Genomic DNA, 24,857 nt, shown 5'->3' with positions numbered 1-24,857 from the left:
CTTAAAAAAAGAGGGACGAAACGATGGCGTATCCAAAAGGGAAATTATCTGAGGAAAAGGTATTTAAAGATCCTGTGCACCGCTATGTTCACGTACGGGATGCATTAATATGGGATTTAATAGGAACAAGAGAATTTCAGCGCCTGCGACGAATTAAACAGCTAGGAACAACTTATTTAACGTTTCATGGGGCAGAACACAGCCGATTCAATCATTCGCTCGGTGTATACGAGATTGTGAGACGAATTGTGGATGATGTGTTTAAAGGGCGGCCTGAATGGGATGAAGGAGAGCGTGAGCTTGTACTTAGTGCTGCCTTGCTTCACGACCTCGGGCATGGTCCATTTTCTCATTCCTTTGAAAAGGTTTTCCACTTAGATCATGAATCTTTTACAAGAGATATTATTTTAGGGCAGACCGAAGTCAATGAAGTGCTCCGCCGGGTAAGTGATGATTTCCCGAAGCATGTGGCTGAAGTCATTGCCAAAACGTATCAAAACAAACAGGTAGTCAGTTTGATCTCAAGTCAAATTGATGCCGACCGAATGGACTATTTGCAGCGTGATGCTTATTATACAGGCGTCAGCTACGGCCACTTTGATATGGAACGTATTTTACGCGTGATGCGTCCGAGAGAAGATCAAATTGTGATGAAGCAGAGCGGGATGCATGCGGTTGAGGATTATATTATGAGCCGCTATCAAATGTATTGGCAAGTCTATTTCCACCCGGTGACACGCAGTGCGGAAGTCATTTTAACAAAAATCCTTCATCGTGCAAAAGAGCTGCATGAAACGGGTTATATTTTTACACATGCCCCTGTTCATTTTTATTCAATTTTTGAGGGGAATGTCACCACAGAGGACTATATTAAGCTGGATGAATCTATTGTCTTATTTTATTTTCAGGCGTGGGAAGATGAAGAAGATCACGTGCTGGCTGATTTGTGCCGCCGTTTTATGAACCGCCGATTGTTCCAATATACAGAGTTTAATCCGAATGAAGAAATGACGAAATATTTCAAGCTGACCGCCTTGTTCAAGGAGGCAGGAATTGATCCTGACTATTATTTAGTGGTCGACTCATCCTCTGACTTGCCCTATGACTTCTACAGACCAGGGGAGGAAGAAGAGAGGCTGCCAATCCACCTTTTGACGCAAAGTGGTCATATAAAAGAATTGTCGAGACAGTCAGATATTGTTGACGCCATTTCCGGTAAACGAAGAACCGATCATAAACTTTATTTCCCGATGGACTTAATTGTAGATATGTCGGAAAAAGCTGAAGAAAAGAAGGCGATCATGAAGCTGCTTGGATTGGGATAAGGAAGTACTGAAAAAGGAGATGTCGGGAATTTGTTGAAAGAGCATGCAAAGTTGATGAAGGTATTCTCTGAATCAGGGGAAATCGTTGGTCGGAAGAAGCTGCAAAAGATGATTTACATAGCAAAAAAGCTAGACTTGCCTTTTTACGAGAAATACGATTTTCATTTTTATGGCCCCTATTCAGAGGAACTGACGCTCAGAATTGAAGAGTTGTGTAACCTTGGATTCTTGGATGAAATGAAGGAAAAAAAGGGCGGATACTATCAATATCGCTATTCGCTGACGGACAATGGGAAAGAGTTTCTCGATCAGTGTGAAGTGGACATGCCTGACCTTAAAGTGCTGACGCAGCAGATGAACGAGCAATCGTCTCGTTTTCTAGAGCTCGTCTCAACGATTTTATACTTTGATGACCTGCCAGAAGATGAGGTAAAGGAAAAGGTCTTCACCATTAAAAGCAAACAGCGCTATACGGACGAAGAATTTGAAGCTGCACTTGCTTATATTGATCAGTTGAAGGAATTGAATTAACGAGAGGAACCAGTGTGTGATAGCTAATAGGCTAGAACAGACTGGTTTTTATTTTTGCACAAAAACAAGCCGACCGTATGGATCGACTTGTTTGTCATGATTGATGATAAGAAAATCTCGCTAAAAATTGTTTTGTCCGTTCTTCTTTCGTCTGTTCAAAGACTTCTTCTGGTGTACCGGATTCAACGATGACTCCATCCTCCATAAAAATCACCCTGTCAGCAATATCATAGGCAAAGCTCATCTCGTGCGTGACGATGATCATCGTGACCCCGGTTTGTGCCACCTGTTTAATGACATCAAGCGTTTCTCCTACAAGCTCAGGATCTAATGCGGAGGTCGGTTCGTCGAACAAAATGACTTCTGGATTCAATGCCAGTGCCCGTGCAATGCCAACTCGCTGCTGCTGCCCGCCAGATAATTGATGCGGATAGGCATCCTTTTTCTCTAGCAATCCAACCTTTGTCAGCAATTGGAGAGCTATGTCATAGGCTTGATCTTTCGGATGTTTACGGGCAATGACTAACCCTTCCATGACGTTCTCAATGGCTGTTTTATGAATAAATAGATCATATTGCTGAAAGACCATAGCTGTTTTTCTGCGAAGTGCCAGAATGTCTTTAGGTTTGGCTTGGTTGAACGTGACGGTCGTATGGTCAATGCTGATTTCTCCTTGATCCGCACGCTCAAGAAAATTTAAGCATCTCAGAAAGGTCGACTTCCCAGAGCCGCTTGGACCTAAAATGACAACGACTTCGCCTTTTTCCACCGTTAAATCAATTCCCTTTAGAATGTGGTTCTGACCGAATGCTTTGTGCACTTGTTTGATTTGAATCATGCCAATCGTCTCCTTTTGTTTTTGTGTCCATATTTCTCATATCCGGCTGTAATCGCTTCAATAGAAGCGCACAATGCCCAGTAAATGAGGGCAACGGCGATGTATGCTTCAAGATAACGATAGTTCACATTAGCCTTGATTAACGCGCCGTTTAAAATATCGACCACAGATACCATAGAGACGAGAGACGAGGCCTTGATTAAACTGATCAGCATGTTGTTCAGCAGTGGAAGGGCGATGGGAAAGACTTGCGGTATGATGACCCTTCGTAAGACCTGTCTGCTGGTGAAACCAACGGATAATGCCGCATCGAATTGACCCTTTGGAATAGCTGCAAGAGAGCTGCGGAATATTTCAGATAACCCGCTTACGGCATATAAAGTAAGGGAGAAAATAGCAATCCATCTTCTATCCAAATCACTGAACCGAATCGGAAGAGAAAGTGATGCAGCCAAGTGATCTAGCGAATCGGAAAAAAGAAGATAGGATACGAGCAAAATAAGGACAACTGGGATTGCTTTAAAAATCGCCACAAACCATTTAAACAATGGAGACAATACAGGCACTTGATAAAAACGGATAAGAGCTATGCCAAATCCAAAGACAGAGCCAAATAATAGCGGAAGAAAGCCTAATAGCAGTGTTGTCGGCAAATAATGAAGTGCGGCTATAAAGGCTTGCAGCATAAAGGCGACATCAAAATCCACTCAGATCGCTCCTTTCTTAAGATGTAGTAAAGTCTCCGCCCAATATTTTTTTAGACAGTTCAGCGAGTTTGCCGTTATCAATCAGCTTTTGTAAAGCTTGATCAATGTCTTTTTGAAGTTTCGTATTGTTTTTTTGATAAAGATAGTACGTTTTAGATACGTTCACAGGCTTTCCAGACGTCACAAGGTTGGCATTGAATTGTTTGTTTAGCTTATTGACGTCATATTTTGTGAGTAAGGCAGCATCGACCGTTCCATTCTGAAGGTTTTTGACTAAAATTTCGTTCCCGCCATCTCCGTAGACAATGTCAATCTTTCGATCATGCTTTTGATTATATTGTTCTAGTAAATAAGCGAAATTACTGCCAGTAGAGGCGTGCACTTTGTGTCCAGCTAAATCGTCCAAGCTCTGAAAGTCATGACCGGATGCTTTATCAACAACGACATAGCTTGTATAATCCGTGTAGCCAACTTTTCCATATAGGTATTTCTTCTGACGTTCATCATTGATTTCATATTGATGGGCGGCGAGATCTACTTTACCGGCATCTAAAGCAGGAAGAATATTTTTAAATTCAAAGGATTCATATTTAAATTGATATTGTGGAAGAAGTTGATCGACTTCATCTAATACTGCCTTCTCATAGCCAGTTAATTTGCCGTTTTCATCTAAGTAAACGAAAGGCTGGTAAGCGTTCCCTGTGCCAACGATAATTTCTTTCGCATCTGGGTCATTATTCGCTGCTTCCGCTTTGCTTCCACTCGATTGTTCTGCATTTCCGCAGGCAGCAAGCAGCAGTGAGCCGAGTGTAAGCAGACCGATAATGTGATATTTTTTGAATTGTTTGTTATTTTTCATGTGAATTCCCCCTCCGATTATTTTGCACGTTTTTCCACAGTGAAGACCGCTTCGGTTCTTTTTAAGGGAAGCAATGCTGTCTGACGCTGTTTTCTTGTTTTCGGCGTATTGATCCGCTTTTCCAATAGGTCAAACGCTTTTTCTAATACCATACTTAAAATGATAAATATAACGGCAGCAATAAAGTATCCTTCTAAAACGCGATAGTATAAAGCCCCTAATGTTTGAACCTTTCCTATAATGTCCATCACACCTAAAGTAAAGGCGAGGGAGGTGTTTTGTAATAAGTTGACAATGGCGACGCCAATATTCGGGAGTGCGATTCTCCCTGCTTGAGGAATGAGTGTCCTTCTATAAATCTGCCATTTCGTCATTCCAATCGAGGCAGCCGCTTCATATTGAGATGCTGGGACACTTGATAGGGCAGATCGGAATATTTCTGAAAAGTATCCAGCTGTATTAAGTCCATATGTAATATAAAGAAAGATCAATTTGTTCCACATGGAGATATCAAGGCCAATGGTTGCAAGCACTGCTGGCAGGCCGTAAAAGACAATAAACATTTGAACAAGTATAGGTGTTCCGCGAATAAATGAGACGTAGATTGCACTGAGCTGATGCAGGACAGGAATGCGCTCAATTCGAAAATAAGCAAGGATGAATCCAAGAAAGCTGCCAATCAAAGTGGCAAATAAAACAATCAGTAAGGTTGTTGGAAGGGCCGATAATACTTTAGGAAAGAGTGTGACCACGTACTCCCATTTGAAAAACTCACCCATGTTGATTCCCTCCTATGTAGAAGCCGTTTCGACTTTTTCTTCTTCGGGTGGTGTGCCTAAAATAGCGGCATCGAACCGTTCAGGGATGAGCACTTTATACATCAATACACCTAAATCGCCATTTTCGGTCTCACGTTCAATATATTTTGTATATCCTTTACGTTCGTACATTTCTAAAAGCCAAGGATGTTTCCGGCCAGAAGTGCCGAGTGTATATGCAGGCGCTTTATATGTCTGCCGAAGTAAGGTGTTTTCTACATAATCGAGCAGTTTATTACCAATCCCTTGACCAGCTAAATCAGGAGCTGTCGCAAACCACCAAACAAATGGATAGCCTGAGACCGGTTGAGTACTCTCCCAAGGAAATCGTATGGTGATGGTTGATATGAGCCGGCCGTCTCGTTCTAATACAACGGCAACGGACTGTGTAATGTTTTCTGTGACCATTTCAAGGGTGGCGTTCGTTGATGGCCAATCAATGCCCATATCCCCAAGTGGTTTAAATGCACTGGACAGCAATTCTAAAAAAGCTGGCGCATCTTCTTCGGTAGCGATGCGAAAAATATCTCGACTCATGACAAACCTCCATTCAAAATGTCGTTGTATAAAGTTAGCTTAACGCTTTGCGTAAAGTATCGATATCTGGGTTTAGCAATGCTTGATATACGTTGGAATCATGACTGATTTCCACTACAGGCACATAACGGACGCCGTATTTTTCCTCTAAAATGTTTCTGTAATCATCATGTTCTGTGACATCAATCGTTGAAAAAGGAATGTGCTGTTCGTTGAAGTAGGACTGAATGTCCTTGCAATAACTACACCCATTTTTGCTCCATAAAATGATTTTTTGATTGTTTGACATTAGACGATCACCTCTCGATTGATTTTTGTTGCTGCTGTTTGTTCATGGTTAAACGCATCTTTTAATGATGTGATAGACGCAATTCGTGCATCAATGTCTACTATCGGAGTTAGCACGATGAATTCATGAAGATCATATGTTTCGGCCAGTTCAGTCAGCCGGTGACGAACGGTTTCTTTTGTGCCAGCGGTATAGCCGGTTTTTTGAACGTGAATGCTGTAATGTTCCTTCTCCATTCCTTTCACCAGCTTTTCTGCTTCCTCTATTGATAGGACATTAAGCTTTCTTCCATCGGAAAAGGAGACCTTTATTGTTTCTTTTTGTTTGATGTGTGAGAGAGCTTGTTCTTGATCTTCGGCTACCGAAACGGTGATGGCGAGAAGGAACTGCTGGCGAGTGCCGGCTTTTTGATATCTTTGGAATGTCTCTCTTGCTTCTTTTAATAAGGCTTCATCTCCATTAATAAAGAAGGCAAACACAAAGGAGATTCCGAGTTTTGCTGCGAATTCAGCGCTCTCCGTACTTCCACCTAAAAGAAAGATGTCGGGTGACAAACGCGGGATGGGCTGAGCGTTCAATTCATTTGATTGTTCCGTCAGATAGGTTTTGAGATCCACTAATTTTTGAGAAAAATCCTTCCGCGACGGTTGATAATCCTCCTGTAGTGCTTGTGTCGAGAGGTTCAGACCTCCTGGCGCTTTCCCAACACCTAAATCGACTCTGCCAGGCGCTAATGATGCCAGTACATGAAATGTTTCAGCCACCTTAAACGGGCTGTAATGCTGAAGCATGACACCGCCAGATCCTATTCGTAAATTGCTCGTTTTTGCTAAAAGATAACCAGCAAGAGCTTCAGGGGATGAACCTGCTACTTGAGGGTTATTGTGGTGTTCAGACACCCAAAATCTGTGATAGCCAAGCTGGTCTGCTGCTTCAGCCAATCTGACAGTATGCTGAATACCCGTCTCTGCGTTCTCATTTTCACCGACAAGGCTTTGATCAAGAATACTAAGGGTGATTGACATTTGCTGTTCCTCCTATCAGATTTTGATATTGAGATAATGCGAGATTTAACCTATTTATAGCATCTGGATCAAGTAAATAATCACCTGATTCCTGCTTTGTGACCTGTTGATCCACGATATATACGCCAGGTTGAACAACCGTTGCGCCAAGTTGATGAATAATCGGTTTAAGAGCATATTCAATGACGAGCAGGTGACCATAAGTTCCTCCTAAAACGAGCGGAAGGACGGGTTTCCCTTGTAATGCTTTCTGAGGAAGTAAATCTAAAAACGTTTTTAAAATACCGGAAAATGACGCTTTGTAGACAGGCGTTAACACAATGACACCGTCACTTTCATTCACGATTTCAATCGCCTTGACAATCTCTTCGTTTGAAAAATCGGCGCCTATTAGTGCGCTGCTGGGCAGCTGGTGTACTTGAATGATTTGTACATCCAATCCATTGAATGTTAAATGCTGCTGAACATGCTGCAGGACACCGGTTAAACGAGATTGGACGGAATGACCTCCTGCTATAATCGTTACTTTCGTCAATTCGTCACCTCCACTTCATATAATTCCTTTTAAACAACTTGGAATAGTCAATAATATAAATTATAATAAGGCAAACCAATAGAAAAGTATAATTAGTAATCATAAATACACGATTCAGATATTTAAAATACAGGAAAAAGAGGGGTTTTCATGGAGATTCGAGCGATACGCACCTTTGCCACCATTGTGAAATACGGCAATTTTTTAAAAGCAGCAGAAGCGCTGAATTATTCTCAGCCAACCATCACTTTGCACATCAAACATTTAGAAGAGGAAATTGGAGAGAAGCTTTTAGAACGAGGGAAGACCCTAAAGTTAACAGCATCAGGACAGCTTTTTTATGAAAGAGCCAATTCTTTACTCAATGAATATGAGAAACTGACGAAAACGCTCCAAGACTTAGAGGTGGGCATTGCGGGATTAATTCGCATCGGTGTTTCTGAGCCCACAGCCAGTTTAGAGTTCCCGGCGCTCCTTGCAGAATTCAAGGAAAGGTTTCCGAATGTAGAATTTTCTGTGCAAGTAGCCGATGCAAATACACTGAGTTCCTTGCTTTCTCATGATGAGATTGATTTTGCGATTTGCGGCGCACCAGAGGCTTCGATGGAAAATAGCTATAAGCCGCTTTTTCAAGATGATATTGTTTTGCTTGTCCCGTCTTCTCATCCATTGGCGGAAAAAGATACAGTGGAGGTAACAGATTTAGAAAATGAGACCATATTATTCACGCCCCATAATTGCCCCATCCGTATCCAAATTGAACAACAAATCGTTGACGCTATTGGGACCAATTACAATAAGTTAGAGATTACGAGTAGCATGTCCCATAAACACTATGTTCAGGCTGGATTAGGAGTGTCTCTTTTTACACGAACGGCTCATTCTTTTACACTCCCAGGTACGAAGGTATTAGAAATAAAGGGCATTCAAGTTTCCCCGCCAGTTGGCCTATTAAGGAAAACAAATGATACGCCTGGAAGAGCTGTACTCCAGTTTATTGATCTTATTGAAAATCGATTGCATCGAACTTCATGAAAAGGGGCTAGCCATTGTGCTAACCCCTTTTCATGTTTATTTCACTGTTTGTTTCAGAAACTGATTCTTCTTAATAGGCAGACCCAAATTTTCGCGAAGGGTGTGAGCAGGATAATTTGGATCGTAATATCCTCTTTCAATTAATATCGGGATGACGTACTCCGTCCATTCGGATAAACCACTAGCTAAAATTGGAGCGCCAAAAATAAACCCATCGGCGGCGTCCTCTTCAATCCATTGAATCAATTGGTCTGCCACTTGTTCGTAAGTACCGAAAAAGGCACTTTTTGGGGTGGTCACTTGTAAAGCGACTTCTCTTAAGGTCAAATGTTGTTCTTTAGCCCTCTTTTTAATGGATTCTGTTGTAGATTGGAAGCTGTTTGAACCAGCGTCACCGATATCAGGGAAAGGTTCATCAAGCGGGAATTGACTGAAATCCAAATGATCAAAGAACCTGCCCAGGTAATGCAAGGCTTCTTCAATAGAGACCAAATGTTTTATGGCTTCATACTTTTCTTCAGCTTCTTCGACTGTTTTCCCTGTAATCGGGTGAATGCCAGGGAATATTTTAATATCAGATGGTTTTCGGCCAAACGCTTCGGCTCTATTTTTCACGTCGCGGTAATAGGCTTTTGCCTTTTCAAGTGAATCGGCATTTGTAAATACAGCGTCTGCTTCTTTTGCGGCTAAATCTTTTCCCGCCTCTGAAGCGCCTGCCTGGAAAATCACGGGCTGACCTTGTTCAGAGCGCTCAATATTTAAAGGGCCTTTGACAGAAAAGTGCTTGCCATGATGGTTTAATGTGTGCAATTTCTCTCGATCGAAGAACACACCTGTTGATCGATCTCTTATAAAAGCATCTTCTTCCCAAGAGCTCCAAAGCCCATTCACTACATGTAAGTACTCTTCTGCAATTTCGTATCGAAGCGAGTGGCTAGGATGCGAACGGATGATGTGATTTTCAGCAGAACCTTCTAATGGTGAAGTCACAACATTCCACCCTGCCCGGCCTTTACTTAATTTATCCAAAGAGGCAAATTGTCTGGCAATGGTAAAGGGCTCGCTGTAGGAAGTGGATACAGTGCCCACAAGTCCAATTTGTTTAGTAACCGCAGCAAGAGCAGATAAAATGGTTAATGGTTCAAATCGGTTCAAGAAATGAGGAATCGAATGTTCGTGAATATATAAGCCATCAGCGACAAAGACAAAACGGAAACCCGCTGCTTCTGCTTTTTTTGCCATCGCTTGATAATAATCAATGTTAACACTTGCATCTGCTGGAACTGATTCATCCTTCCATGCATTCATGTGACCTCCTGGACCATGTAACATTAATCCAAATTGTATGTGCTTTTTTTCAGACATGCAGATCGTCCCTTCTGTTTTGAAATAGCCATGTTTTATGTTCTTCATCATAAGGGAGAATCGCAAAGAAGTATAATTCGTATCAGTAAAGTGTGAATTTATCTTTTCTAATATCATTTTTTGTTTCTTTCAGATATGTCACTGGGTCTATGCCATCATTTCTTAAAACATGGGTGTTTACTAGGTAAATGGCCTAGACCAAAAGCGCTATTTTTCGATGAAATGTGTGTCAAAATATCCGAAAAATTAGTGAAAATGACGTAATTCGACTTTCTTCTTGTGCATCCAATTCCCTGTTTTTGACTGAAGAGAAGGAAAATGGTGAATTTTCAGTGAATATATAACTTTGTGAAAAACAAAGGAGGGATAGGAATGAAAAAGCGTTCAGTCTTTTTATCATTTTTATTGGTAGGTAGTTTGATACCGGGGGTAAGTTCAGCTTCAGCACCAGTCACGAGTGAAGGTCATGGGCATGATCATGGTCATGCGCCGTTCGAAACCCACATTGGTGAGGGGTTGCCAAAAGCAAACAGTTTTAAAGATTTGACGACAGCACCTTCAATTGAACAAGATGTGACAACAAAGGTATTAGATGAGTCTGGTAAGCAGGTAGGGTCTAGAACCTTTAAAGCAAATACAGGAGATTCTATTTCAACAAAAGCTAGTACAGGCAGTCAGAAAGTGACGGTCTATGCAGTAGCTGATGCGCAGTATCGTGCGAAATATAGTGACTGGCAAACACGGATTGTCAACATCATCGAGCAAGCAGATGTCACGTTTAACCGTGATCATGATGTGGACTTTGTCGTACAAGCAGTAGGATCTTGGACGTCTTCGGGATCAAATTCATCACAAATTCTTTCCAACCTTGCGCGCAGCTTTGATGGCAGAGGATACGATTTTGTCACTGGATTTACAGCAAATCCAAACTTTGATGCTGGCGGAATCGCTTATGTCTACAATAGTGCACCAAGTGGAAGTGCATTCGCCGTTAATCTTGACCAAGGAACAGCGAATACAGCAAAAGCGGCTACACATGAATACGGTCATAACTTTGGTTTGCCTCATGACCCTCAAGGCAGCGGCATTGTCTGCTTAATGAATTATGATTATTCCTACACAGTTGACTACTTTGATGCAGCTCATAAAAATCAAGTGAACCGTAATAAAGCTTGGTACAGATAAGGTAAGAGACAAAAGGACAAACACCGAAAAAGTGTTTGTCCTTTTTTTATGCTTACAGGTCGCTCATTCGCTTTCCTGCTACGGCATAGTGTTCTTTTTTCATTTCTTCAATAATGACAGAGACTTTTTCTGCACCTGCGCCTGTTGTTTCCACAACGGCATTAGTGACTTTCTCCACAAGGGCTCTTTTCTGCTCGTCTGTTCTTCCTTCAAGCATTTGAACGGTGATGATCGGCAATGTAATAACCTCCTTTTTCCTTTCATGCTACGCTTCCCTTTAGTTTAAGGGACTTCTTATAGTATACTGAATGAAGTAAATCATTGTATAGAAAGAAAGAGGGATTCATGCCTTTGAACCAATTTCTTGTTTATCCATTAGAACTTATTCCATATGTCGCTATTACGCTTGTTGTCGCATTTACGATGCACGAGCTGGCGCATGCATATGTTGCGTACCGTTTCGGAGACCCAACAGCCAAAAATCAAGGGAGACTCACGTTAAATCCACTGAAGCATTTGGATATATTCGGGACGATTTTGATCTTTGTGGCCGGGTTTGGCTGGGCGAGACCGGTACCGGTGAATCGTTATCATTTTAAAAACCCGCGCTTAGCAGGGATTTGTGTCTCCATTGCTGGACCTTTAAGCAATTTGATTTTAGCGTTTTTGGGCTTTTTGGTGTATGTGCTTCTTCAGAAGTTTGGCGGGGAATGGATCATGCGCTTTGAGCCGGGAGTCGATTATTTCTTCCAGATCTTTATTAACTTGAACGTCATCTTGTTCCTATTCAACTTATTGCCGCTTCCGCCGCTGGATGGATATCGTATCATTGAGGACGTGGTCAGTCCTGGTATTCGTGCAAAAATGACGCAATTTGAGCAATATGGGATCATCATTTTTCTCATTTTTGTGATCACGCCGCTAGGACAATTTGTTTTTGGTCCATTGATCGGAATGCGTGATCAAATCATACACTGGTTTAATCTTATTTTGAAGCCGCTGCTTTAGGAGGTTTAATGAATGGAAGGTAAAAAGAAGAAACCAATTGGTTTTAACATCATTAAAAAAACAGATGCAACCGACGGACATGGAGGCTTTGGGGCAGGTGCACTCAGCCTTGATAATATCTCGCCAGTCATCATTGATGTAGAGGAAAAGGAAGCTGTCATTGATATTGGTGCGATGCATGCAAGAAGTGCCGTCGAAAAAGGAATTAAATTCTTGAAAACAAAAGAAGAGGTGCCGAACGGAAAACCGTATTGGCTCGTATGGGTGACGATTGACCGCAGAGAAGAAGGTCCTTATTATGCTGGCGTGACGGCATGCGAAATGACCGTTGACCGTTCGATCCGCCGCGGGTATAAGTCACTCCCTGAGCATGTGAATCTTATGGATAAATCAATGAAGCGAAAAATCGTTGTCAGTCATATGGATGACGTATCGAAAAAGGTGCTTGCTGATTTCTTGAAGGGTCACAATGAAGCGCTATGGGAAGCATCCACAGATGAATTAAAAGAAGGTTTGGCTGTCCCTGAATAATTGTGAAATTTTTATGAAGAATGGCAGGTTTCTACCAAATCCATCCGTTTTTTGAGTAAACTAGTGTTAAAGCTAGGACATGGAGAATCCCGAGATGCAAATCTCGGGGTTTTTCATGTCCTTTTTAACGTTTCAGCCACTTTTCCCACCATTTCTTTGGCTGTTGATCTTGAACCGGGTCCTGCTCAGAGGCTTTGTCTTCAGCACCATAGCAGACACCTGTCGGCTCTGTTCCTTCTATAAAATAGGTGAATACTTTAGATTCACATCCTGGACCTGCGAGGTCGCCAGTTTTTGGATTTATATACACACCTTTTACACCGTCTGGCGGCATGAAGGAGGAGGCTGGCTGCTTCGAGAGGGCTGATTCCATAAAGGAAGCCCATAGTTTTTTTGCATAGGCGGTTTCTTCAACCGAGTCAATGGTGCGCCCTTTATCATAGCCCGTCCATACACCTGTGACGAGCTGAGGAGAGAAGCCGATCATCCAGCTGTCGGCTCCTGTCGTCCCCGATTTTCCACCATATGTTCGCGTAAGATCCTTCATAATGGTGCGGCCAGTGACACTTGTATAGCCGTTTAATTGATCATTGAACATGCCTGACATCATGTCGGTGGTGACAAAAGCTGCTTTTTCATCTAGGACTTGCTCTCGTTTTTGTTTCTCTTCAAAAAGCACGTTGCCTTTTGCATCGGTTACTTTCGTTATAAAGGTTGGTTTGACGCGTTTTCCTCCATTGACCAGCATGGCGTAAGCATTGGTCATTTCAATTGGTTTAACAGGAGATGTACCTAGGGCAAGAGATGGCACTTGATCTAGTTTTTCGTTGATTCCAAATGTCTTGCCAGCACGTACAAGCTGATCCATTCCTAAAAATAGATGGGTTTTTACTGCATAAATATTATCAGACAGTGCTAAGGCTTGAAGCATTGTAATGCCGTCATTGGCGTAATAGCCGTGATAATTGCTAGGCGAATAAGCAGCGCCGTTTCCTTGATCATCCAGCTCAAACACCGTTTCCTCACTGCGCATGACGGTTGCGGGTGTAAATCCATTTTGCAAGGCAATGTAATAGAGAAGAGGTTTCATGGTTGAACCTGGCTGTCTTTTTGCTTGTGTCACCCGATTGAATGGACTTTTCTCATAATCTCTTCCCCCAATGAGGGCAAGTACATGCCCTGTTTGGGGATGGATAGCAGTAAATCCGACTTGAATATCTGATTTGGCATTCATCGTGTTTTTTAGCGTTTTCTCGGCGATTTTCTGTAATTCTGGATTTAACGTCGTTTGGATGTGAAGTCCATAGGTTTCGATCTGTTCCTCTGTTAACCCTAAGCTTTGTTTCAACTCTCGAATCACATCGTCATAAAAATACGGAGCTTGCTTTGCTTTTAGCTGCTTCTGCTGCAAAGGGCGATAGGATAGTTTTTCTTTTGCAGCGTCAGCGGCTGCTTTTTTTGTAATCATGCCATCCTCTTGCATTTGCCTCAGAATCATATTCTTTCTTGCACCGGCTTTCTCTTCATTTACATAAGGGGAATAGAGAGAAGGACCCTTAGGGATACCGGCAAGCAGGGCAGATTCGGCGAGGGTTAAGTTCTTCGCTTTTTTCCCGAAATACAGACGGGAAGCCGCTTCCACGCCATACGCTCCGTGACCATAATAAATGGTGTTCAAGTATCCTTCTAAAATTTCATCTTTTGTATAGTTTTGCTCTAAACGGATCGTGTAAAAGGCTTCATTCCACTTCCGTTTCCACGTTTTATCGTGATCTAAATAAAGATTTCGTGCATATTGCTGGGTGATTGTACTGGCACCTTGTACCTTTGCCATGGCGCGAATATCGGCGACCGCAGCACCTGCCATCCGCTTTATATCAAAGCCATGATGCTCATAAAAGGTTTTATCCTCAACAGCTACAGCCGCCTGCCTGATATGAGGGGACATGTCCTTCAGTGGCACCCAATATCTCTTTTCTCCAAAGTTTGATTCTCCAAGCTTTGATCCATCGGCTGCATAAATCGTCGTGGATTGGGGAACTTGAACAGAAGGGGCACCTTGCCATTTAGCTATTAATAGAATCGTCAAAAAGACAGTGCCTGCAAATAGAAAAGCGAGCAAGCCGATAAAAAAACAGGCTCGAATCGTTTTCACGGTCATGCGGATTTTTTTATTACTCATGATTGTGTCCATGCAAAGCCCCCATTTTGACGGTTTTTTATCAGTATGGAACAAAGAAAACCGTTTTAAACAAGTGATTGCAGGGAGCGTGCATTAAAAATGAAGAGAACTCATGCGGTTCTTTACAATTTGATACGAATCCACTATACTTTTTTCTTGGACAATCGATATAGTCATAGCCGATAAAAGGCGCTAACAATAGATGTTTGTTTATTATTGGATGAGAGGAAGATGGACAATGAGCGAACTTTGGTATACAGAGAAGCAAACGAAGAATTTTGGTATTACATTGAAGGTGAACAAAACCCTTCACACAGAACAAACAGACTTTCAGCATTTAGAAATGGTGGAAACAGAAGAGTTTGGCAATATGCTGTTTTTAGACGGCATGGTGATGACATCTGAGAAAGACGAGTTTGTATACCACGAAATGGTAGCACATGTTCCTCTTTTCACTCATCCAAACCCGGAAAATGTTCTTGTCGTAGGTGGAGGAGACGGCGGTGTTATTCGTGAAATTCTCAAACACCCAAGTGTGAAAAAAGCGACACTTGTGGATATTGACGGAAAGGTCATTGAATACTCGAAGAAATTCCTTCCTTCTATTGCTGGGAAACTAGACGATCCTCGTGTAGATGTCAAAGTCGGAGACGGCTTTATGCACATTGCTGAAGCTGACAATGAGTATGATGTCATCATGGTTGACTCAACTGAGCCAGTTGGACCAGCTGTGAACCTGTTCTCTAAAGGATTTTATGCAGGAATCTCTAAAGCATTGAAAGAAGACGGTATTTTCGTTGCGCAAACAGACAACCCTTGGTTCACACCTGAGCTGATTACAAATGTTCAGCGTGATGTAAAAGAAATTTTCCCGATTACTAAGCTTTACACAGCGAATATTCCAACGTATCCAAGCGGTCTTTGGACATTTACAATTGGCTCTAAAAAATATGATCCACTTGCTTTAGAAGACAGCCGTTTCTTTGATATTGACACAAAATATTACACAAAAGAATTGCACAAAGCGGCATTTGTTCTGCCGAAATTTGTGAGCGACTTAATCAAATAAATGAAGCGAAATGAGAATGCGCAAATGACAGTTTGCGCATTTTTTGAAGCGTAAAAGGAGGAATCTTGCATGAGATTCGATGAGGCTTATTCAGGAAAAGTGTTTATTGGAAGTCAACCGACATGGGAGGATGCTAAGGTCATTTTATACGGCATGCCGATGGACTGGACCGTCAGTTACCGCCCAGGCTCACGTTTTGGGCCGAACCGTATTCGTGAGGTATCGATTGGTTTAGAGGAATACAGTCCTTATTTAGATCGTGAACTGCACGAGGTCCCATTCTTTGATGCTGGTGACATCCCGCTTCCTTTTGGAAATGCACAAAAAAGCTTAGATTTAATTGAAGAGTATGTCGACAGTATTTTAGAAAAAGGGAAGTTCCCATTAGGAATGGGCGGCGAGCATCTTGTGTCTTGGCCGGTTTTCCGTGCGATGCATAAGAAATACCCTGATTTAGCCATTATCCATATGGACGCACATACGGATCTTCGTGAGGAATATGAGGGTGAGCCGCTTTCCCATTCGACACCGATTCGTAAAGTGGCAGGACTTATTGGACCTGAAAATGTATACTCTTTCGGCATCCGTTCTGGGATGAAAGAAGAATTTGAATGGGCAAAAGAAGCGGGGATGCATATTTCTAAATTTGAAGTGCTGGAGCCATTGAAGCAAATATTGCCAAAGCTGAAGGGGCGTCCAGTGTATGTGACGATCGACATTGATGTGCTAGACCCAGCTCATGCACCTGGTACTGGAACGGTGGATGCTGGCGGTATTACATCAAAAGAGCTGCTTGCATCCATCCATGCGATTGCAGGATCTGATGTCCAAGTAGTCGGCGCAGACCTAGTCGAGGTAGCACCTGTATATGATCACTCTGACCAAACAGCGAATACAGCGAGCAAGCTGTTACGCGAAATGCTGCTTGGGTTTGTGAAATAATCAGTTGATAGAGGAGCTTGTCATCTCATGTGGACAAGCTCTTTTTTTACATTGGTCAAAAAATACAGGAGGCAGCTCATGTTTTCTTCAATATTGATGGTGTTCCTCGCTTTATGCGTGTTAGCGGCAGGCTTTCTCACACTGAAACGAGAGCTCGCAGCTGATCCGCCTGTCTTTGCTTCGAAAAAGGAAGCAAAGGAAGAGTTAGTTGGTTTATTTCAGGATCGAGGTTTTTTCTATCTGACGGCCATTGCGTTATTCATGCAGGTGGTATTTAAAAAGGATCAAATCGCACCATTTGATTTTTTTCAGGCATTTTTGGCAAGTTCAGGCATACAGGCTCTTTTTTATTTATTGAAAAGAAAAGACTTAGGCGTAAAGGCTGGACATGTGATATTGGTCAGTTTTATTTTTCTTTTTTTCTAAAGGAATGGCTGAAGATCAAAAACGGAGTTTAATCGTTGTGAAGAAGAGAAATGATGGTATGATAGGCGATCATGAATATGGTATACTATTTTAGTTAAACGGGTCTTAGCAAAGGAAGTGCAAAATGACACAAAACCAAATTTCAATTCATGTAAAGTCAGTGATGAAACCAGAGACGGAACCGGCTGAAACGATCGAATTCCGCACGACTGGAACGTATCAAGAGAAGAATGACAAAACGTATCTCACTTACCATGAAGAACATGAAATGGGTCAAGTAAAAACCGTTGTGAAAATGAGTGAAAAAGAAATTTTTGTCATGAGATCAGGGGCTATTCAAATGAAGCAGCGCTTTCTCATTGGAGAAACGACCGTCACCCACTACACGATGCCATTCGGTACACTTCAGCTTGATGTGCACACACATGGCATTGATTTCGATGTGGACAAGGGACTGCTGCACATTACGTACGATATGCTGACAGGGGAAGATCAAAAGCATTTACATACATTATCCATTTCGTATAAGGAGGATTTACGTTCATGAATATCGCAGAACAGGTCAAAGATGCGTTAAAAGAAGAAATTATTGCGGCAGTCGTCAAAGCAGGACTTGCTGATGAAAGCCAGGTGCCAGATGTCCTTTTAGAAGTGCCGAAAGACAAAACTCATGGTGATTACTCCACCAACATGGCAATGCAGCTTGCCCGCATTGCGAAAAAAGCACCTCGTCAAATCGCAGAGGACATCGTCAATTCATTTGATAAAGGGAAAGCTTCCATTGAAAAACTGGATATCGCAGGTCCAGGATTCATTAACTTTTATATGAACAATCAGTATTTAACAAAGCTGATTCCAGCTGTCCTTGAAGCAAAAGAAGCATATGGCGAAACGAATACAGGCGGCGGTCAAAAGGTGCAAGTCGAATTCGTCTCAGCCAACCCAACAGGTGACCTTCACCTTGGACATGCCCGCGGAGCAGCTGTAGGGGATTCTCTTTGCAACATCCTTGATAAAGCAGGGTTCGATGTGAGCCGTGAATACTATATCAATGATGCAGGAAATCAAATCAATAACCTCGCTTTATCTGTAGAAGTACGTTACTTTGAGGCGCTCGGTCTTGAAAAAGAAATGCCTGAAGACGGCTACAGAGGAGAAGACATCAAAGGCATCGGACAAAAGCTTGCGGATGAATTTGGTGACCGTTTCGTGCATGAATCGGAAGAAGAGCGGATGAAGTTCTTCCGTGAATACGGCTTGAAATACGAATTAGAGAAATTACGTGTAGACCTCGAGAATTTCCGTGTCCCATTTGATGTATGGTATTCAGAAACTTCATTATATGAAAACGGAAAAATCGAACCAGCGCTGGAAACACTTCGTGAAAAAGGCTATGTCTTTGAAGAAGACGGCGCAACGTGGTTACGTTCAACGGATTTTGGCGATGACAAGGACCGTGTCCTGATTAAAAAAGACGGCAGCTTCACTTACCTGCTTCCAGACATCGCATATCATAAAGACAAACTAGACAGAGGATTTGACCAGCTCATTAACATTTGGGGCGCTGACCATCACGGCTATATCCCTCGAATGAAAGCAGCCATCCAAGCACTTGGATATCCAGCTGGCAAGCTTGAAGTAGAAATCATTCAGCTTGTGCACCTTTACAAAAACGGTGAAAAGATGAAGATGAGTAAGCGTACAGGGAAAGCTGTCACAATGCGTGATCTAATTGAAGAAGTAGGCTTAGACGCCACTCGTTACTTCTTTGCGATGAGAAGTGCAGCGACACATATGGACTTTGACCTAGACTTAGCGATTTCTACGTCTAACGAAAACCCTGTGTACTACGCACAATATGCGCATGCGAGAATTTGCAGCATGCTGCGTCAAGGAGAAGAAAAAGGCTACGAACCAAACCTTGAAAAAGCCGATTTCTCTCACATTCAATCGGAAAAAGAATACGATCTTCTGAAAATCATTGGCAGCTTCCCAGAAGTTGTAGCAGAAGCAGCTGAAAAGCGTATTCCGCACCGCGTGACGAACTATATTTATGACCTTGCATCAGCCCTTCACAGCTTCTACAATGCTGAGAAAGTCATTGATGTAGAAAACGAAACAAAAACAACAGCACGTCTATCACTCATGAAAGCAACACAAATCACGCTTGCTAATGCATTAAAACTAATTGGTGTATCGGCTCCGGAAAAGATGTAAGAACACGCAGAAACCCACTCGGAACAGGAGCGGGTTTTTTGTCATTCAACGTTTAGATCATTTTTATTTCTCTGGAAAATCTCAATTTCATAATCCTCTAATGCTTGTTTAGGAAGTTTCTTTTCTAATACAGACTGCAAACCTGCTATATCCTTTGAAGTATTGATGCCGATGGAAATTGTGGGATCTGTCTTAACGATTTGATAATGTAACAAGCCATGCTCTTTCCATAACGAGTCTAATACTTGTATGACCTTTTTATCTAATTCTTCTTCAGAAAGAGTGAGATGATTTGGAGTGGAATTTAATACAAGAATACAAAGGGTAATAAAAAACAAACCAATCAAACGTTTTTTCATGATATCTCCTTCTATAGTTAAATTATTCCTTTTAATAGATTGTAACATCCAATTGGGTTTGTTTAAATATCTTACAGATAGATGCTCATAAAAGGCCTATTTTAAATTGACGATATTGAACATGTAAAAACCCGCTATCCTCAAGAGACAGCGGGTTTTTTACATTATCCAAGCGTATTAATCATGTTAGAAATAGAATCGAATAATTGGCTAAGTACATCAGAGAACATAGAGCGTATCCTCCCTTCAGAAAGCATGTAGTATGTGTGCGTTAAATGGAATTACCCAAGTGTATTGATGATGTTAGAGATAGAATCGAATAGTTGGCTTAGTACATCAGAGAACATGTTTTTGCCTCCTCTCTTTTCTTTTTACATCTACTTAACGAAGGAGGTGGAGGGTTGGATCACTTTTTCTAAAAAATTTAAAAAAGATTTTGCATAGAAAAAGCACCGCGTATTCGGGTGCTTTTTTGCCTTTAGTTATGCAAGAATACGCAGCTTCACGTCTCCATTTGTACACGCTAGCTGAGCGTTTCCGCCAATCGGTAAGGTGAAGACTGGCTGTGTATGTCCGATATCGACATCGTAGATCACTGGAATGTGTTGAAGCATTGGGTGCTTATCGAGAATGAACCTCAAATGTTCCTCTGTCATTTGGGATTTCTTTTGAAAGCGTCCGATGATCAGCCCTTTAATTGATTGTGCATGCTGCAAGAGGGAAGTAAGGTCTCTGGCGAACATTTCAGGGAACACCAGCTCATCATCCTCCACAAATAAGATGGCATCCTTGATTTGAGGCATAAACGAAGTCCCTTGCAGTAAGTTCAGTGTACAAAGGTTTCCGCCATACAAGGTGCCCTCAGCTGTTCCTTCCTGATAAATCCCCCATGTTGTCGGATGAAATTGCCTGTTTGCTTGATCAAGATACCACGTATCATCACTCCATTTTGTCGATGGAATCACATCAAATGGCTCACCGCCGTTCATCAAGCAGGCCTGAAACATCGCAGACTGCTCCTCCTGTCCCTGCTCCATTTGTAAGCTGGAGAAATGGGGGCCTGAATATGTCACCATATCACACTTAGCTGTAATGGCGTTTGCGAGTGCGGTGATATCACTATAGCCGCATAGAACCTTGGGATGCTGACGGATTAAGTCGTAATTAATATAAGGCAAAAGTTCATTGCAGTTGAAGCCTCCAATGGCTGTCAAAATACCATCGACTTCATCATCTGTGAACGCCTCATGTAGATCCGATAAACGGTGTTCAATAGAAGAAGAGGAATGCAGATCACATTCAAACACGTGTTTTCCGAAAGAAACAGTAAACCCTAATGATTCTAAACGTTTTTTGGCCTGAGCCATTCCTTCTTCTGATAAAATGCTGGCACTTCGGCTTGGAGCAATCACCCGAATGTGGCTCCCCTTTTTTAAAGCAGATGGTGTACGCATAAGTAATTCGTCCTTTCCTTCACATATTTTCCATTATATCGGATCAAAACGCTCTAGTCTGTAAAAGCTAAAAGAAAGCAGCCAACCGTGCGTTTCATACAAGCTGTGCAAAGGGTATGGAAGAGAAAAAGACAGAATGAATGAGGGCGGAGAATGTGAAAAAGAGGAGACTGGAATTTTTATTTTTATATTTTATGATATTCGGGGCATATATGGTGTATTGGTGGCCTGTACCGGCGTGGAGCGTTCAGCTGTACGCAGTGATTTATATCGCCATTATTTTATTTAGTATCATCTCACTCATGCTTGAGAACCGTACATCACAGCACACGTTGTTATGGATGTATGTGCTGATTTTTTTCCCGATCATCGGCTATATGTTCTATCTGTTCTCAGGGCAGCTCTATGTTAAAGGGCATTTATTCAAATCAAAGAGAATGTATAACCGTGAGAAATTAAGAAGAATATCTGAGCTTGAGAGCAAGCCGGATGAATCACGTTTAACCGATAATCAGCGTGCTTTTTTTCAATACACAGAAAAAGCAACAGGCATGCATGTGAATACCAATAGTGATATGGACATTTTAAAAAATGGAGAGGAGACGTTTCCCCGAATTTTTGAAGAGCTAAAAAAGGCAAAATCGTTCATTCATATAGAATACTATATGTTCAAATCCGATTTCCTCGGTCACCGAATGATGGAGATTTTAATTGAAAAAGTAAAAGAAGGGGTAGAGGTTCGCTTCATATATGATGCGGCAGGCAGCATTCGCTTCTCCAGAAAAGATATTAAACGCTTGAAGCAGGCAGGGATCAAGGTCGCTCCTTTTCTGCCTTTAAAATATGGATTCTTTAATCAAAAATTCAATTTCCGAAATCACCGTAAAATCGTCATTATAGATGGAGAGACAGGGTTTGTCGGTGGGTTAAATGTCGGTAAGGAATACGTTGGGCGGGATGAAAAGATCGGTTTTTGGCGCGATACACATGCCATGTTAAAGGGTGAGGCTGTTCAGACCCTTCATTCCGTTTTTATGCTCGACTGGGAGTATGTATCAGATGAAGTGTTAATTGATGATCCGAAGTATCATACGCCGCACGCTGTGACAGGCGAGGATGTCATTCAGGTTGTACCAACTGGACCTGATATGAAGGAAAGTATGAGTGATTTATATGATGCGCTCATTTCAAATGCGAAACAATTTGTCTGGATTGCCACACCTTACTTTGTACCAAATGAATCGATTCGCACTGCGCTAAAAATCGCTGCTACGAGAGGGGTGGATGTGCGGGTGATGGTACCGGAGATCAATGACGGCTTTCTCACGCAATATGCCACACGATCCTATTTTTCCGAGCTTCTAAAAGAAGGCATCAAGGTGTATCACTATCAAAAAGGGTTTATGCATCAAAAGGTGATGATCGCAGATGGAGAGCTTGCCTCCGTTGGCACCGCAAATGTGGATATGAGAAGTTTTCAGCTCAATTTTGAGGTTAATGTTTTCACAGCCGCAAAAAAGCCAATTGAGCAATTGATGGCCCACTATGAGGAAGATATGAAGGAATGTGAGCAAATGGGCCCTGTTCATTTTTATAAAAGAGGCTTAAAAGAACGATTGAAGGAATCATTTGCCCGGTTGTTTTCTGGTGTGTTATAAGATTTTCCAGCGGAAGAAATCATGACCTGATCTAGTATTTTGAAGAGGATTCCTCTATAATTGAAAACGATTATCAATTATAGAGGAAATGAGGTTCTTTTACATATGCTAAAACGATTTTTCGCCTATTACAGGCCCTATCGCGGTCTGTTCTTTCTAGATTTCTTCTGCGCTGTCGCAGTTGGATTGATGGAACTTGGTTTCCCGCTGATTGTGAACTACTTCATTGATACATTGCTGCCAACAGGGAACTGGACGATCATTGCCTGGACAGCACTTGCTCTGTTTATCATTTATGCACTCAGCTCGGTGATGCAATTTATTGTGTCGTACTGGGGGCACATGCTTGGCATCAATATTGAAACAGATATGAGGAAGAAGCTGTTTGATCATTTTCAGCGCCTATCCTTTAAATTCTTTGATAACAACAAAACGGGCAAGCTCATGTCAAAAATGACAAATGACCTCATGTACATTGGAGAGGTGGCCCATCACGGACCTGAGGATTTGTTTATTGCCATTATGACGATTCTTGGCGCCTTTGCGGTCATGCTGATGATTAACTGGCAGCTTGCCATTTTAACCTTCCTGATCATGCCTGTCATCATTTGGCTTGCCCTGCATTTTAATAAGAAGATGACGCAGGCGATTACCCAACTGAACAATGACATTGGAGACTTTCATGCAAGGGTTGAAAACAATATTGGCGGCATCCGTCTTGTTCAAGCCTTTGCCAACGAACATTTTGAGAAAAAACGCTTTGCTGAAAACAACAACCGCTTTCGGAAAGCAAAGCTTCTTTCATATAAAATCATGTCGGTCAATGGCTCAATCAGTTACATTCTCACACGTCTTGTGACATTGTTTGTCCTTCTGGCAGGTACATGGTTTGTATTGCAAGGGCAATTAACCGCAGGTGGATTTATCGCGTTTGTTCTGATCACAAACGTTTTATTCAGACCGATTGATAAGATCAACACAGTGATTGAAATGTATCCAAAAGGCATTGCGGGCTTTAAAAGCTATGTCGATTTGCTTGAAACTGAGCCGGATGTGAAGGATGCAGAAGGAGCTCGTGATGTATTCGGACTGAAGGGTGAAATTGAATATCGAAACGTCACATTTGGCTACGATGACCACAGCCATGTGTTAAAGGATATCGATTTGAAGATCAAACAAGGAGAAACTGTTGCGTTTGTCGGGCCTTCAGGAGCGGGAAAATCGACGATTTGCAGTCTGCTGCCACGTTTTTATGATGTGGATGAAGGGGAGATTACGATTGATGGTGTGAGTACAAAGTCGATGACCCTGTCTTCTTTAAGACAGCAGATCGGCATTGTGCAGCAGGATGTCTTTTTATTCTCAGGCACCATTCGTGAAAACATTGCGTACGGCAACTTAGAAGCCAGCGATGCAGAGATTTGGGATACTGTGCGGCGAGCGCATTTAGAGGAACTCGTTCAACGTTTCCCAGAGGGATTAAATACCGTTATAGGCGAGCGCGGCGTCAAACTGTCAGGCGGTCAAAAGCAGCGTCTGTCAATTGCACGGATGTTCCTAAAAAACCCTTCGATTCTGATTTTAGATGAAGCCACGTCAGCACTTGATACAGAAACAGAAAAAGCTATACAGGATGCACTCAGCGAACTGGCTGTCGGCAGGACGACACTTGTCATTGCCCACCGCCTTGCCACGATTAAGCACGCCGACCGTATCATCGTCGTAACAGAAGAAGGCATCCAAGAACAAGGCCGCCACCAAGACCTCATCCAAATGGGCGGCGTTTACAGCAGACTGCATGAAGCGCAGTTTGGTCATTGATAGTAAGGCGTAAATGAGTTCAGCTATTGAGTTGGACTCATTTTTTTACATGTGATCATAAAAAAGTGGTTCGTCCTGCAAATATTTAAATCACCAATTAAATGGAATTTTGATATAATTTGAGGAAATTAAATCCAAAAG

At 42.1% G+C, this 24,857-nt stretch carries 26 protein-coding genes; 13 read left to right on the top strand and 13 right to left on the bottom strand.

Going from position 1 to position 24,857, the window contains the following annotated elements; all coding sequences use genetic code 11:
* The first annotated feature begins 23 nt into the window (after window positions 1-23).
* Window positions 24-1,325 carry an HD domain-containing protein gene (locus AKG37_RS09970; protein WP_007497716.1) on the top strand — a complete coding sequence of 434 codons (1,302 nt, stop codon included), beginning with the start codon at window positions 24-26 and terminating at the stop codon, window positions 1,323-1,325.
* Window positions 1,326-1,355: 30 nt separating this feature from the next.
* Window positions 1,356-1,856, top strand: coding sequence for a YwgA family protein (locus AKG37_RS09965; protein ID WP_060698665.1), 501 nt, complete (start codon window positions 1,356-1,358; stop codon window positions 1,854-1,856).
* Window positions 1,857-1,950: 94 nt separating this feature from the next.
* Here the strand turns inward: AKG37_RS09965 and AKG37_RS09960 are convergent, their stop codons facing one another.
* Genes AKG37_RS09960 through ssuE form a run of 8 tightly spaced genes read right to left on the bottom strand, consistent with a single transcriptional unit; the run spans window position 1,951 to window position 7,464 of the window.
* The gene (locus AKG37_RS09960) at window positions 1,951-2,694 is read right to left on the bottom strand and encodes an amino acid ABC transporter ATP-binding protein (protein ID WP_060698664.1); all 744 of its coding nucleotides are present in this window, start codon (window positions 2,692-2,694) and stop codon (window positions 1,951-1,953) included.
* A complete protein-coding gene (locus AKG37_RS09955; RefSeq protein ID WP_077233712.1) occupies window positions 2,691-3,401 on the bottom strand; it encodes an ABC transporter permease subunit in 711 nt (236 codons plus the stop codon). The genes AKG37_RS09960 and AKG37_RS09955 overlap by 4 nt, the downstream gene beginning before the upstream one ends.
* 16 nt (window positions 3,402-3,417) lie before the next feature.
* Window positions 3,418-4,260, bottom strand: coding sequence for a transporter substrate-binding domain-containing protein (locus AKG37_RS09950; RefSeq protein WP_060698663.1), 843 nt, complete (start codon window positions 4,258-4,260; stop codon window positions 3,418-3,420).
* Between the two features lie 17 nt (window positions 4,261-4,277).
* Window positions 4,278-5,039, bottom strand: a complete 762-nt coding sequence (locus tag AKG37_RS09945) for an amino acid ABC transporter permease (protein WP_060698662.1) — start codon at window positions 5,037-5,039, stop codon at window positions 4,278-4,280.
* Window positions 5,040-5,051: 12 nt separating this feature from the next.
* Window positions 5,052-5,615: a GNAT family N-acetyltransferase gene (locus tag AKG37_RS09940; RefSeq protein ID WP_060698661.1), complete on the bottom strand. Its 564-nt coding sequence runs from the start codon at window positions 5,613-5,615 to the stop codon at window positions 5,052-5,054.
* Window positions 5,616-5,649: 34 nt separating this feature from the next.
* Window positions 5,650-5,904 (bottom strand): glutaredoxin family protein, encoded by a 255-nt coding sequence (locus AKG37_RS09935; RefSeq protein ID WP_060698660.1) that lies wholly within the window; start codon window positions 5,902-5,904, stop codon window positions 5,650-5,652.
* A complete protein-coding gene (locus AKG37_RS09930) occupies window positions 5,904-6,929 on the bottom strand; it encodes an LLM class flavin-dependent oxidoreductase (protein ID WP_060698659.1) in 1,026 nt (341 codons plus the stop codon). The genes AKG37_RS09935 and AKG37_RS09930 overlap by 1 nt, the downstream gene beginning before the upstream one ends.
* Entirely contained in the window at window positions 6,913-7,464 is a 552-nt protein-coding gene (gene ssuE / locus AKG37_RS09925) for an NADPH-dependent FMN reductase (protein ID WP_060698658.1), read from the bottom strand. The genes AKG37_RS09930 and ssuE overlap by 17 nt, the downstream gene beginning before the upstream one ends.
* Before the next feature lie 150 nt (window positions 7,465-7,614).
* Here ssuE and AKG37_RS09920 point away from each other — a divergent pair, with 150 nt between their 5' ends.
* Window positions 7,615-8,499 carry a LysR family transcriptional regulator gene (locus tag AKG37_RS09920; protein ID WP_060698657.1) on the top strand — a complete coding sequence of 295 codons (885 nt, stop codon included), beginning with the start codon at window positions 7,615-7,617 and terminating at the stop codon, window positions 8,497-8,499.
* A gap of 36 nt (window positions 8,500-8,535) precedes the next feature.
* On the opposite strand, the gene AKG37_RS09915 is transcribed toward AKG37_RS09920, so the two are convergent.
* The gene (locus AKG37_RS09915) at window positions 8,536-9,864 is read right to left on the bottom strand and encodes an LLM class flavin-dependent oxidoreductase (protein WP_060698656.1); all 1,329 of its coding nucleotides are present in this window, start codon (window positions 9,862-9,864) and stop codon (window positions 8,536-8,538) included.
* A gap of 372 nt (window positions 9,865-10,236) precedes the next feature.
* On the opposite strand from AKG37_RS09915, the gene AKG37_RS09910 reads away from it, so the two are divergent.
* Entirely contained in the window at window positions 10,237-11,049 is an 813-nt protein-coding gene (locus AKG37_RS09910; protein WP_060698655.1) for a zinc-dependent metalloprotease, read from the top strand.
* A gap of 52 nt (window positions 11,050-11,101) precedes the next feature.
* Here AKG37_RS09910 and AKG37_RS09905 read toward each other — a convergent pair whose 3' ends face one another.
* Window positions 11,102-11,287, bottom strand: a complete 186-nt coding sequence (locus AKG37_RS09905; protein ID WP_060698654.1) for a 2-hydroxymuconate tautomerase — start codon at window positions 11,285-11,287, stop codon at window positions 11,102-11,104.
* A gap of 113 nt (window positions 11,288-11,400) precedes the next feature.
* On the opposite strand from AKG37_RS09905, the gene AKG37_RS09900 reads away from it, so the two are divergent.
* Window positions 11,401-12,057, top strand: a complete 657-nt coding sequence (locus AKG37_RS09900) for a site-2 protease family protein (protein ID WP_237697733.1) — start codon at window positions 11,401-11,403, stop codon at window positions 12,055-12,057.
* 12 nt (window positions 12,058-12,069) lie between these two features.
* A complete protein-coding gene (locus tag AKG37_RS09895) occupies window positions 12,070-12,588 on the top strand; it encodes a YwhD family protein (protein ID WP_060698652.1) in 519 nt (172 codons plus the stop codon).
* 124 nt (window positions 12,589-12,712) lie between these two features.
* Here AKG37_RS09895 and AKG37_RS09890 read toward each other — a convergent pair whose 3' ends face one another.
* The gene (locus AKG37_RS09890; RefSeq protein ID WP_060698651.1) at window positions 12,713-14,782 is read right to left on the bottom strand and encodes a transglycosylase domain-containing protein; all 2,070 of its coding nucleotides are present in this window, start codon (window positions 14,780-14,782) and stop codon (window positions 12,713-12,715) included.
* Window positions 14,783-15,008: 226 nt separating this feature from the next.
* Here AKG37_RS09890 and speE point away from each other — a divergent pair, with 226 nt between their 5' ends.
* From speE to argS, 5 genes are all read left to right on the top strand, one after another.
* Window positions 15,009-15,839 carry a spermidine synthase gene (speE, locus tag AKG37_RS09885; RefSeq protein ID WP_060698650.1) on the top strand — a complete coding sequence of 277 codons (831 nt, stop codon included), beginning with the start codon at window positions 15,009-15,011 and terminating at the stop codon, window positions 15,837-15,839.
* A 69-nt stretch (window positions 15,840-15,908) separates the two neighbouring features.
* Complete coding sequence (speB, locus tag AKG37_RS09880) at window positions 15,909-16,781, top strand: agmatinase (protein WP_060698649.1); 873 nt, start codon at window positions 15,909-15,911, stop codon at window positions 16,779-16,781.
* A gap of 78 nt (window positions 16,782-16,859) precedes the next feature.
* Window positions 16,860-17,207: a hypothetical protein gene (locus AKG37_RS09875; protein WP_060698648.1), complete on the top strand. Its 348-nt coding sequence runs from the start codon at window positions 16,860-16,862 to the stop codon at window positions 17,205-17,207.
* Between the two features lie 124 nt (window positions 17,208-17,331).
* Complete coding sequence (locus tag AKG37_RS09870; RefSeq protein WP_060698647.1) at window positions 17,332-17,754, top strand: YwiB family protein; 423 nt, start codon at window positions 17,332-17,334, stop codon at window positions 17,752-17,754.
* Window positions 17,751-19,424 carry an arginine--tRNA ligase gene (gene argS, locus AKG37_RS09865; RefSeq protein ID WP_060698646.1) on the top strand — a complete coding sequence of 558 codons (1,674 nt, stop codon included), beginning with the start codon at window positions 17,751-17,753 and terminating at the stop codon, window positions 19,422-19,424. Before AKG37_RS09870 ends, argS begins: the two co-directional genes overlap by 4 nt.
* Before the next feature lie 41 nt (window positions 19,425-19,465).
* Here the strand turns inward: argS and AKG37_RS09860 are convergent, their stop codons facing one another.
* Both AKG37_RS09860 and AKG37_RS09855 read right to left on the bottom strand, forming a co-directional pair.
* Entirely contained in the window at window positions 19,466-19,783 is a 318-nt protein-coding gene (locus AKG37_RS09860) for a YolC/YozM family protein (RefSeq protein ID WP_060698645.1), read from the bottom strand.
* A 482-nt stretch (window positions 19,784-20,265) separates the two neighbouring features.
* Window positions 20,266-21,237 carry a S66 family peptidase gene (locus AKG37_RS09855; protein WP_060698644.1) on the bottom strand — a complete coding sequence of 324 codons (972 nt, stop codon included), beginning with the start codon at window positions 21,235-21,237 and terminating at the stop codon, window positions 20,266-20,268.
* 155 nt (window positions 21,238-21,392) lie between these two features.
* On the opposite strand from AKG37_RS09855, the gene cls reads away from it, so the two are divergent.
* Window positions 21,393-22,895 (top strand): cardiolipin synthase, encoded by a 1,503-nt coding sequence (cls, locus tag AKG37_RS09850; RefSeq protein ID WP_060698643.1) that lies wholly within the window; start codon window positions 21,393-21,395, stop codon window positions 22,893-22,895.
* Window positions 22,896-23,000: 105 nt separating this feature from the next.
* A complete protein-coding gene (locus AKG37_RS09845; protein WP_060698970.1) occupies window positions 23,001-24,716 on the top strand; it encodes an ABC transporter ATP-binding protein in 1,716 nt (571 codons plus the stop codon).
* Window positions 24,717-24,857 lie beyond the last annotated feature (141 nt).

This window comes from Bacillus australimaris (genome assembly GCF_001307105.1).
Lineage (GTDB): Bacteria > Bacillota > Bacilli > Bacillales > Bacillaceae > Bacillus > Bacillus australimaris.
The sequence above is the reverse complement of the archived record's forward strand: the minus strand, read 5'-3'. Positions and strand labels throughout refer to the sequence as shown.

Bases quoted from the DNA above. Each gene is read 5' to 3' on its own strand.
- AKG37_RS09855 (WP_060698644.1), bottom strand. From the start codon at position 21,237: ATGCGTACACCATCTGCTTTAAAAAAGGGGAGCCACATTCGGGTGATT.
- AKG37_RS09960 (WP_060698664.1), bottom strand. From the start codon at position 2,694: ATGATTCAAATCAAACAAGTGCACAAAGCATTCGGTCAGAACCACATT.
- AKG37_RS09915 (WP_060698656.1), bottom strand. From the start codon at position 9,864: ATGTCTGAAAAAAAGCACATACAATTTGGATTAATGTTACATGGTCCA.
- AKG37_RS09940 (WP_060698661.1), bottom strand. From the start codon at position 5,615: ATGAGTCGAGATATTTTTCGCATCGCTACCGAAGAAGATGCGCCAGCT.
- AKG37_RS09935 (WP_060698660.1), bottom strand. From the start codon at position 5,904: ATGTCAAACAATCAAAAAATCATTTTATGGAGCAAAAATGGGTGTAGT.
- AKG37_RS09875 (WP_060698648.1), top strand. From the start codon at position 16,860: ATGTTTTCTTCAATATTGATGGTGTTCCTCGCTTTATGCGTGTTAGCG.
- AKG37_RS09970 (WP_007497716.1), top strand. From the start codon at position 24: ATGGCGTATCCAAAAGGGAAATTATCTGAGGAAAAGGTATTTAAAGAT.
- AKG37_RS09860 (WP_060698645.1), bottom strand. From the start codon at position 19,783: ATGAAAAAACGTTTGATTGGTTTGTTTTTTATTACCCTTTGTATTCTT.
- argS (WP_060698646.1), top strand. From the start codon at position 17,751: ATGAATATCGCAGAACAGGTCAAAGATGCGTTAAAAGAAGAAATTATT.
- AKG37_RS09890 (WP_060698651.1), bottom strand. From the start codon at position 14,782: ATGGACACAATCATGAGTAATAAAAAAATCCGCATGACCGTGAAAACG.
- speB (WP_060698649.1), top strand. From the start codon at position 15,909: ATGAGATTCGATGAGGCTTATTCAGGAAAAGTGTTTATTGGAAGTCAA.
- AKG37_RS09870 (WP_060698647.1), top strand. From the start codon at position 17,332: ATGACACAAAACCAAATTTCAATTCATGTAAAGTCAGTGATGAAACCA.
- speE (WP_060698650.1), top strand. From the start codon at position 15,009: ATGAGCGAACTTTGGTATACAGAGAAGCAAACGAAGAATTTTGGTATT.
- AKG37_RS09950 (WP_060698663.1), bottom strand. From the start codon at position 4,260: ATGAAAAATAACAAACAATTCAAAAAATATCACATTATCGGTCTGCTT.
- AKG37_RS09930 (WP_060698659.1), bottom strand. From the start codon at position 6,929: ATGTCAATCACCCTTAGTATTCTTGATCAAAGCCTTGTCGGTGAAAAT.
- AKG37_RS09920 (WP_060698657.1), top strand. From the start codon at position 7,615: ATGGAGATTCGAGCGATACGCACCTTTGCCACCATTGTGAAATACGGC.
- AKG37_RS09945 (WP_060698662.1), bottom strand. From the start codon at position 5,039: ATGGGTGAGTTTTTCAAATGGGAGTACGTGGTCACACTCTTTCCTAAA.
- AKG37_RS09895 (WP_060698652.1), top strand. From the start codon at position 12,070: ATGGAAGGTAAAAAGAAGAAACCAATTGGTTTTAACATCATTAAAAAA.
- AKG37_RS09910 (WP_060698655.1), top strand. From the start codon at position 10,237: ATGAAAAAGCGTTCAGTCTTTTTATCATTTTTATTGGTAGGTAGTTTG.
- AKG37_RS09845 (WP_060698970.1), top strand. From the start codon at position 23,001: ATGCTAAAACGATTTTTCGCCTATTACAGGCCCTATCGCGGTCTGTTC.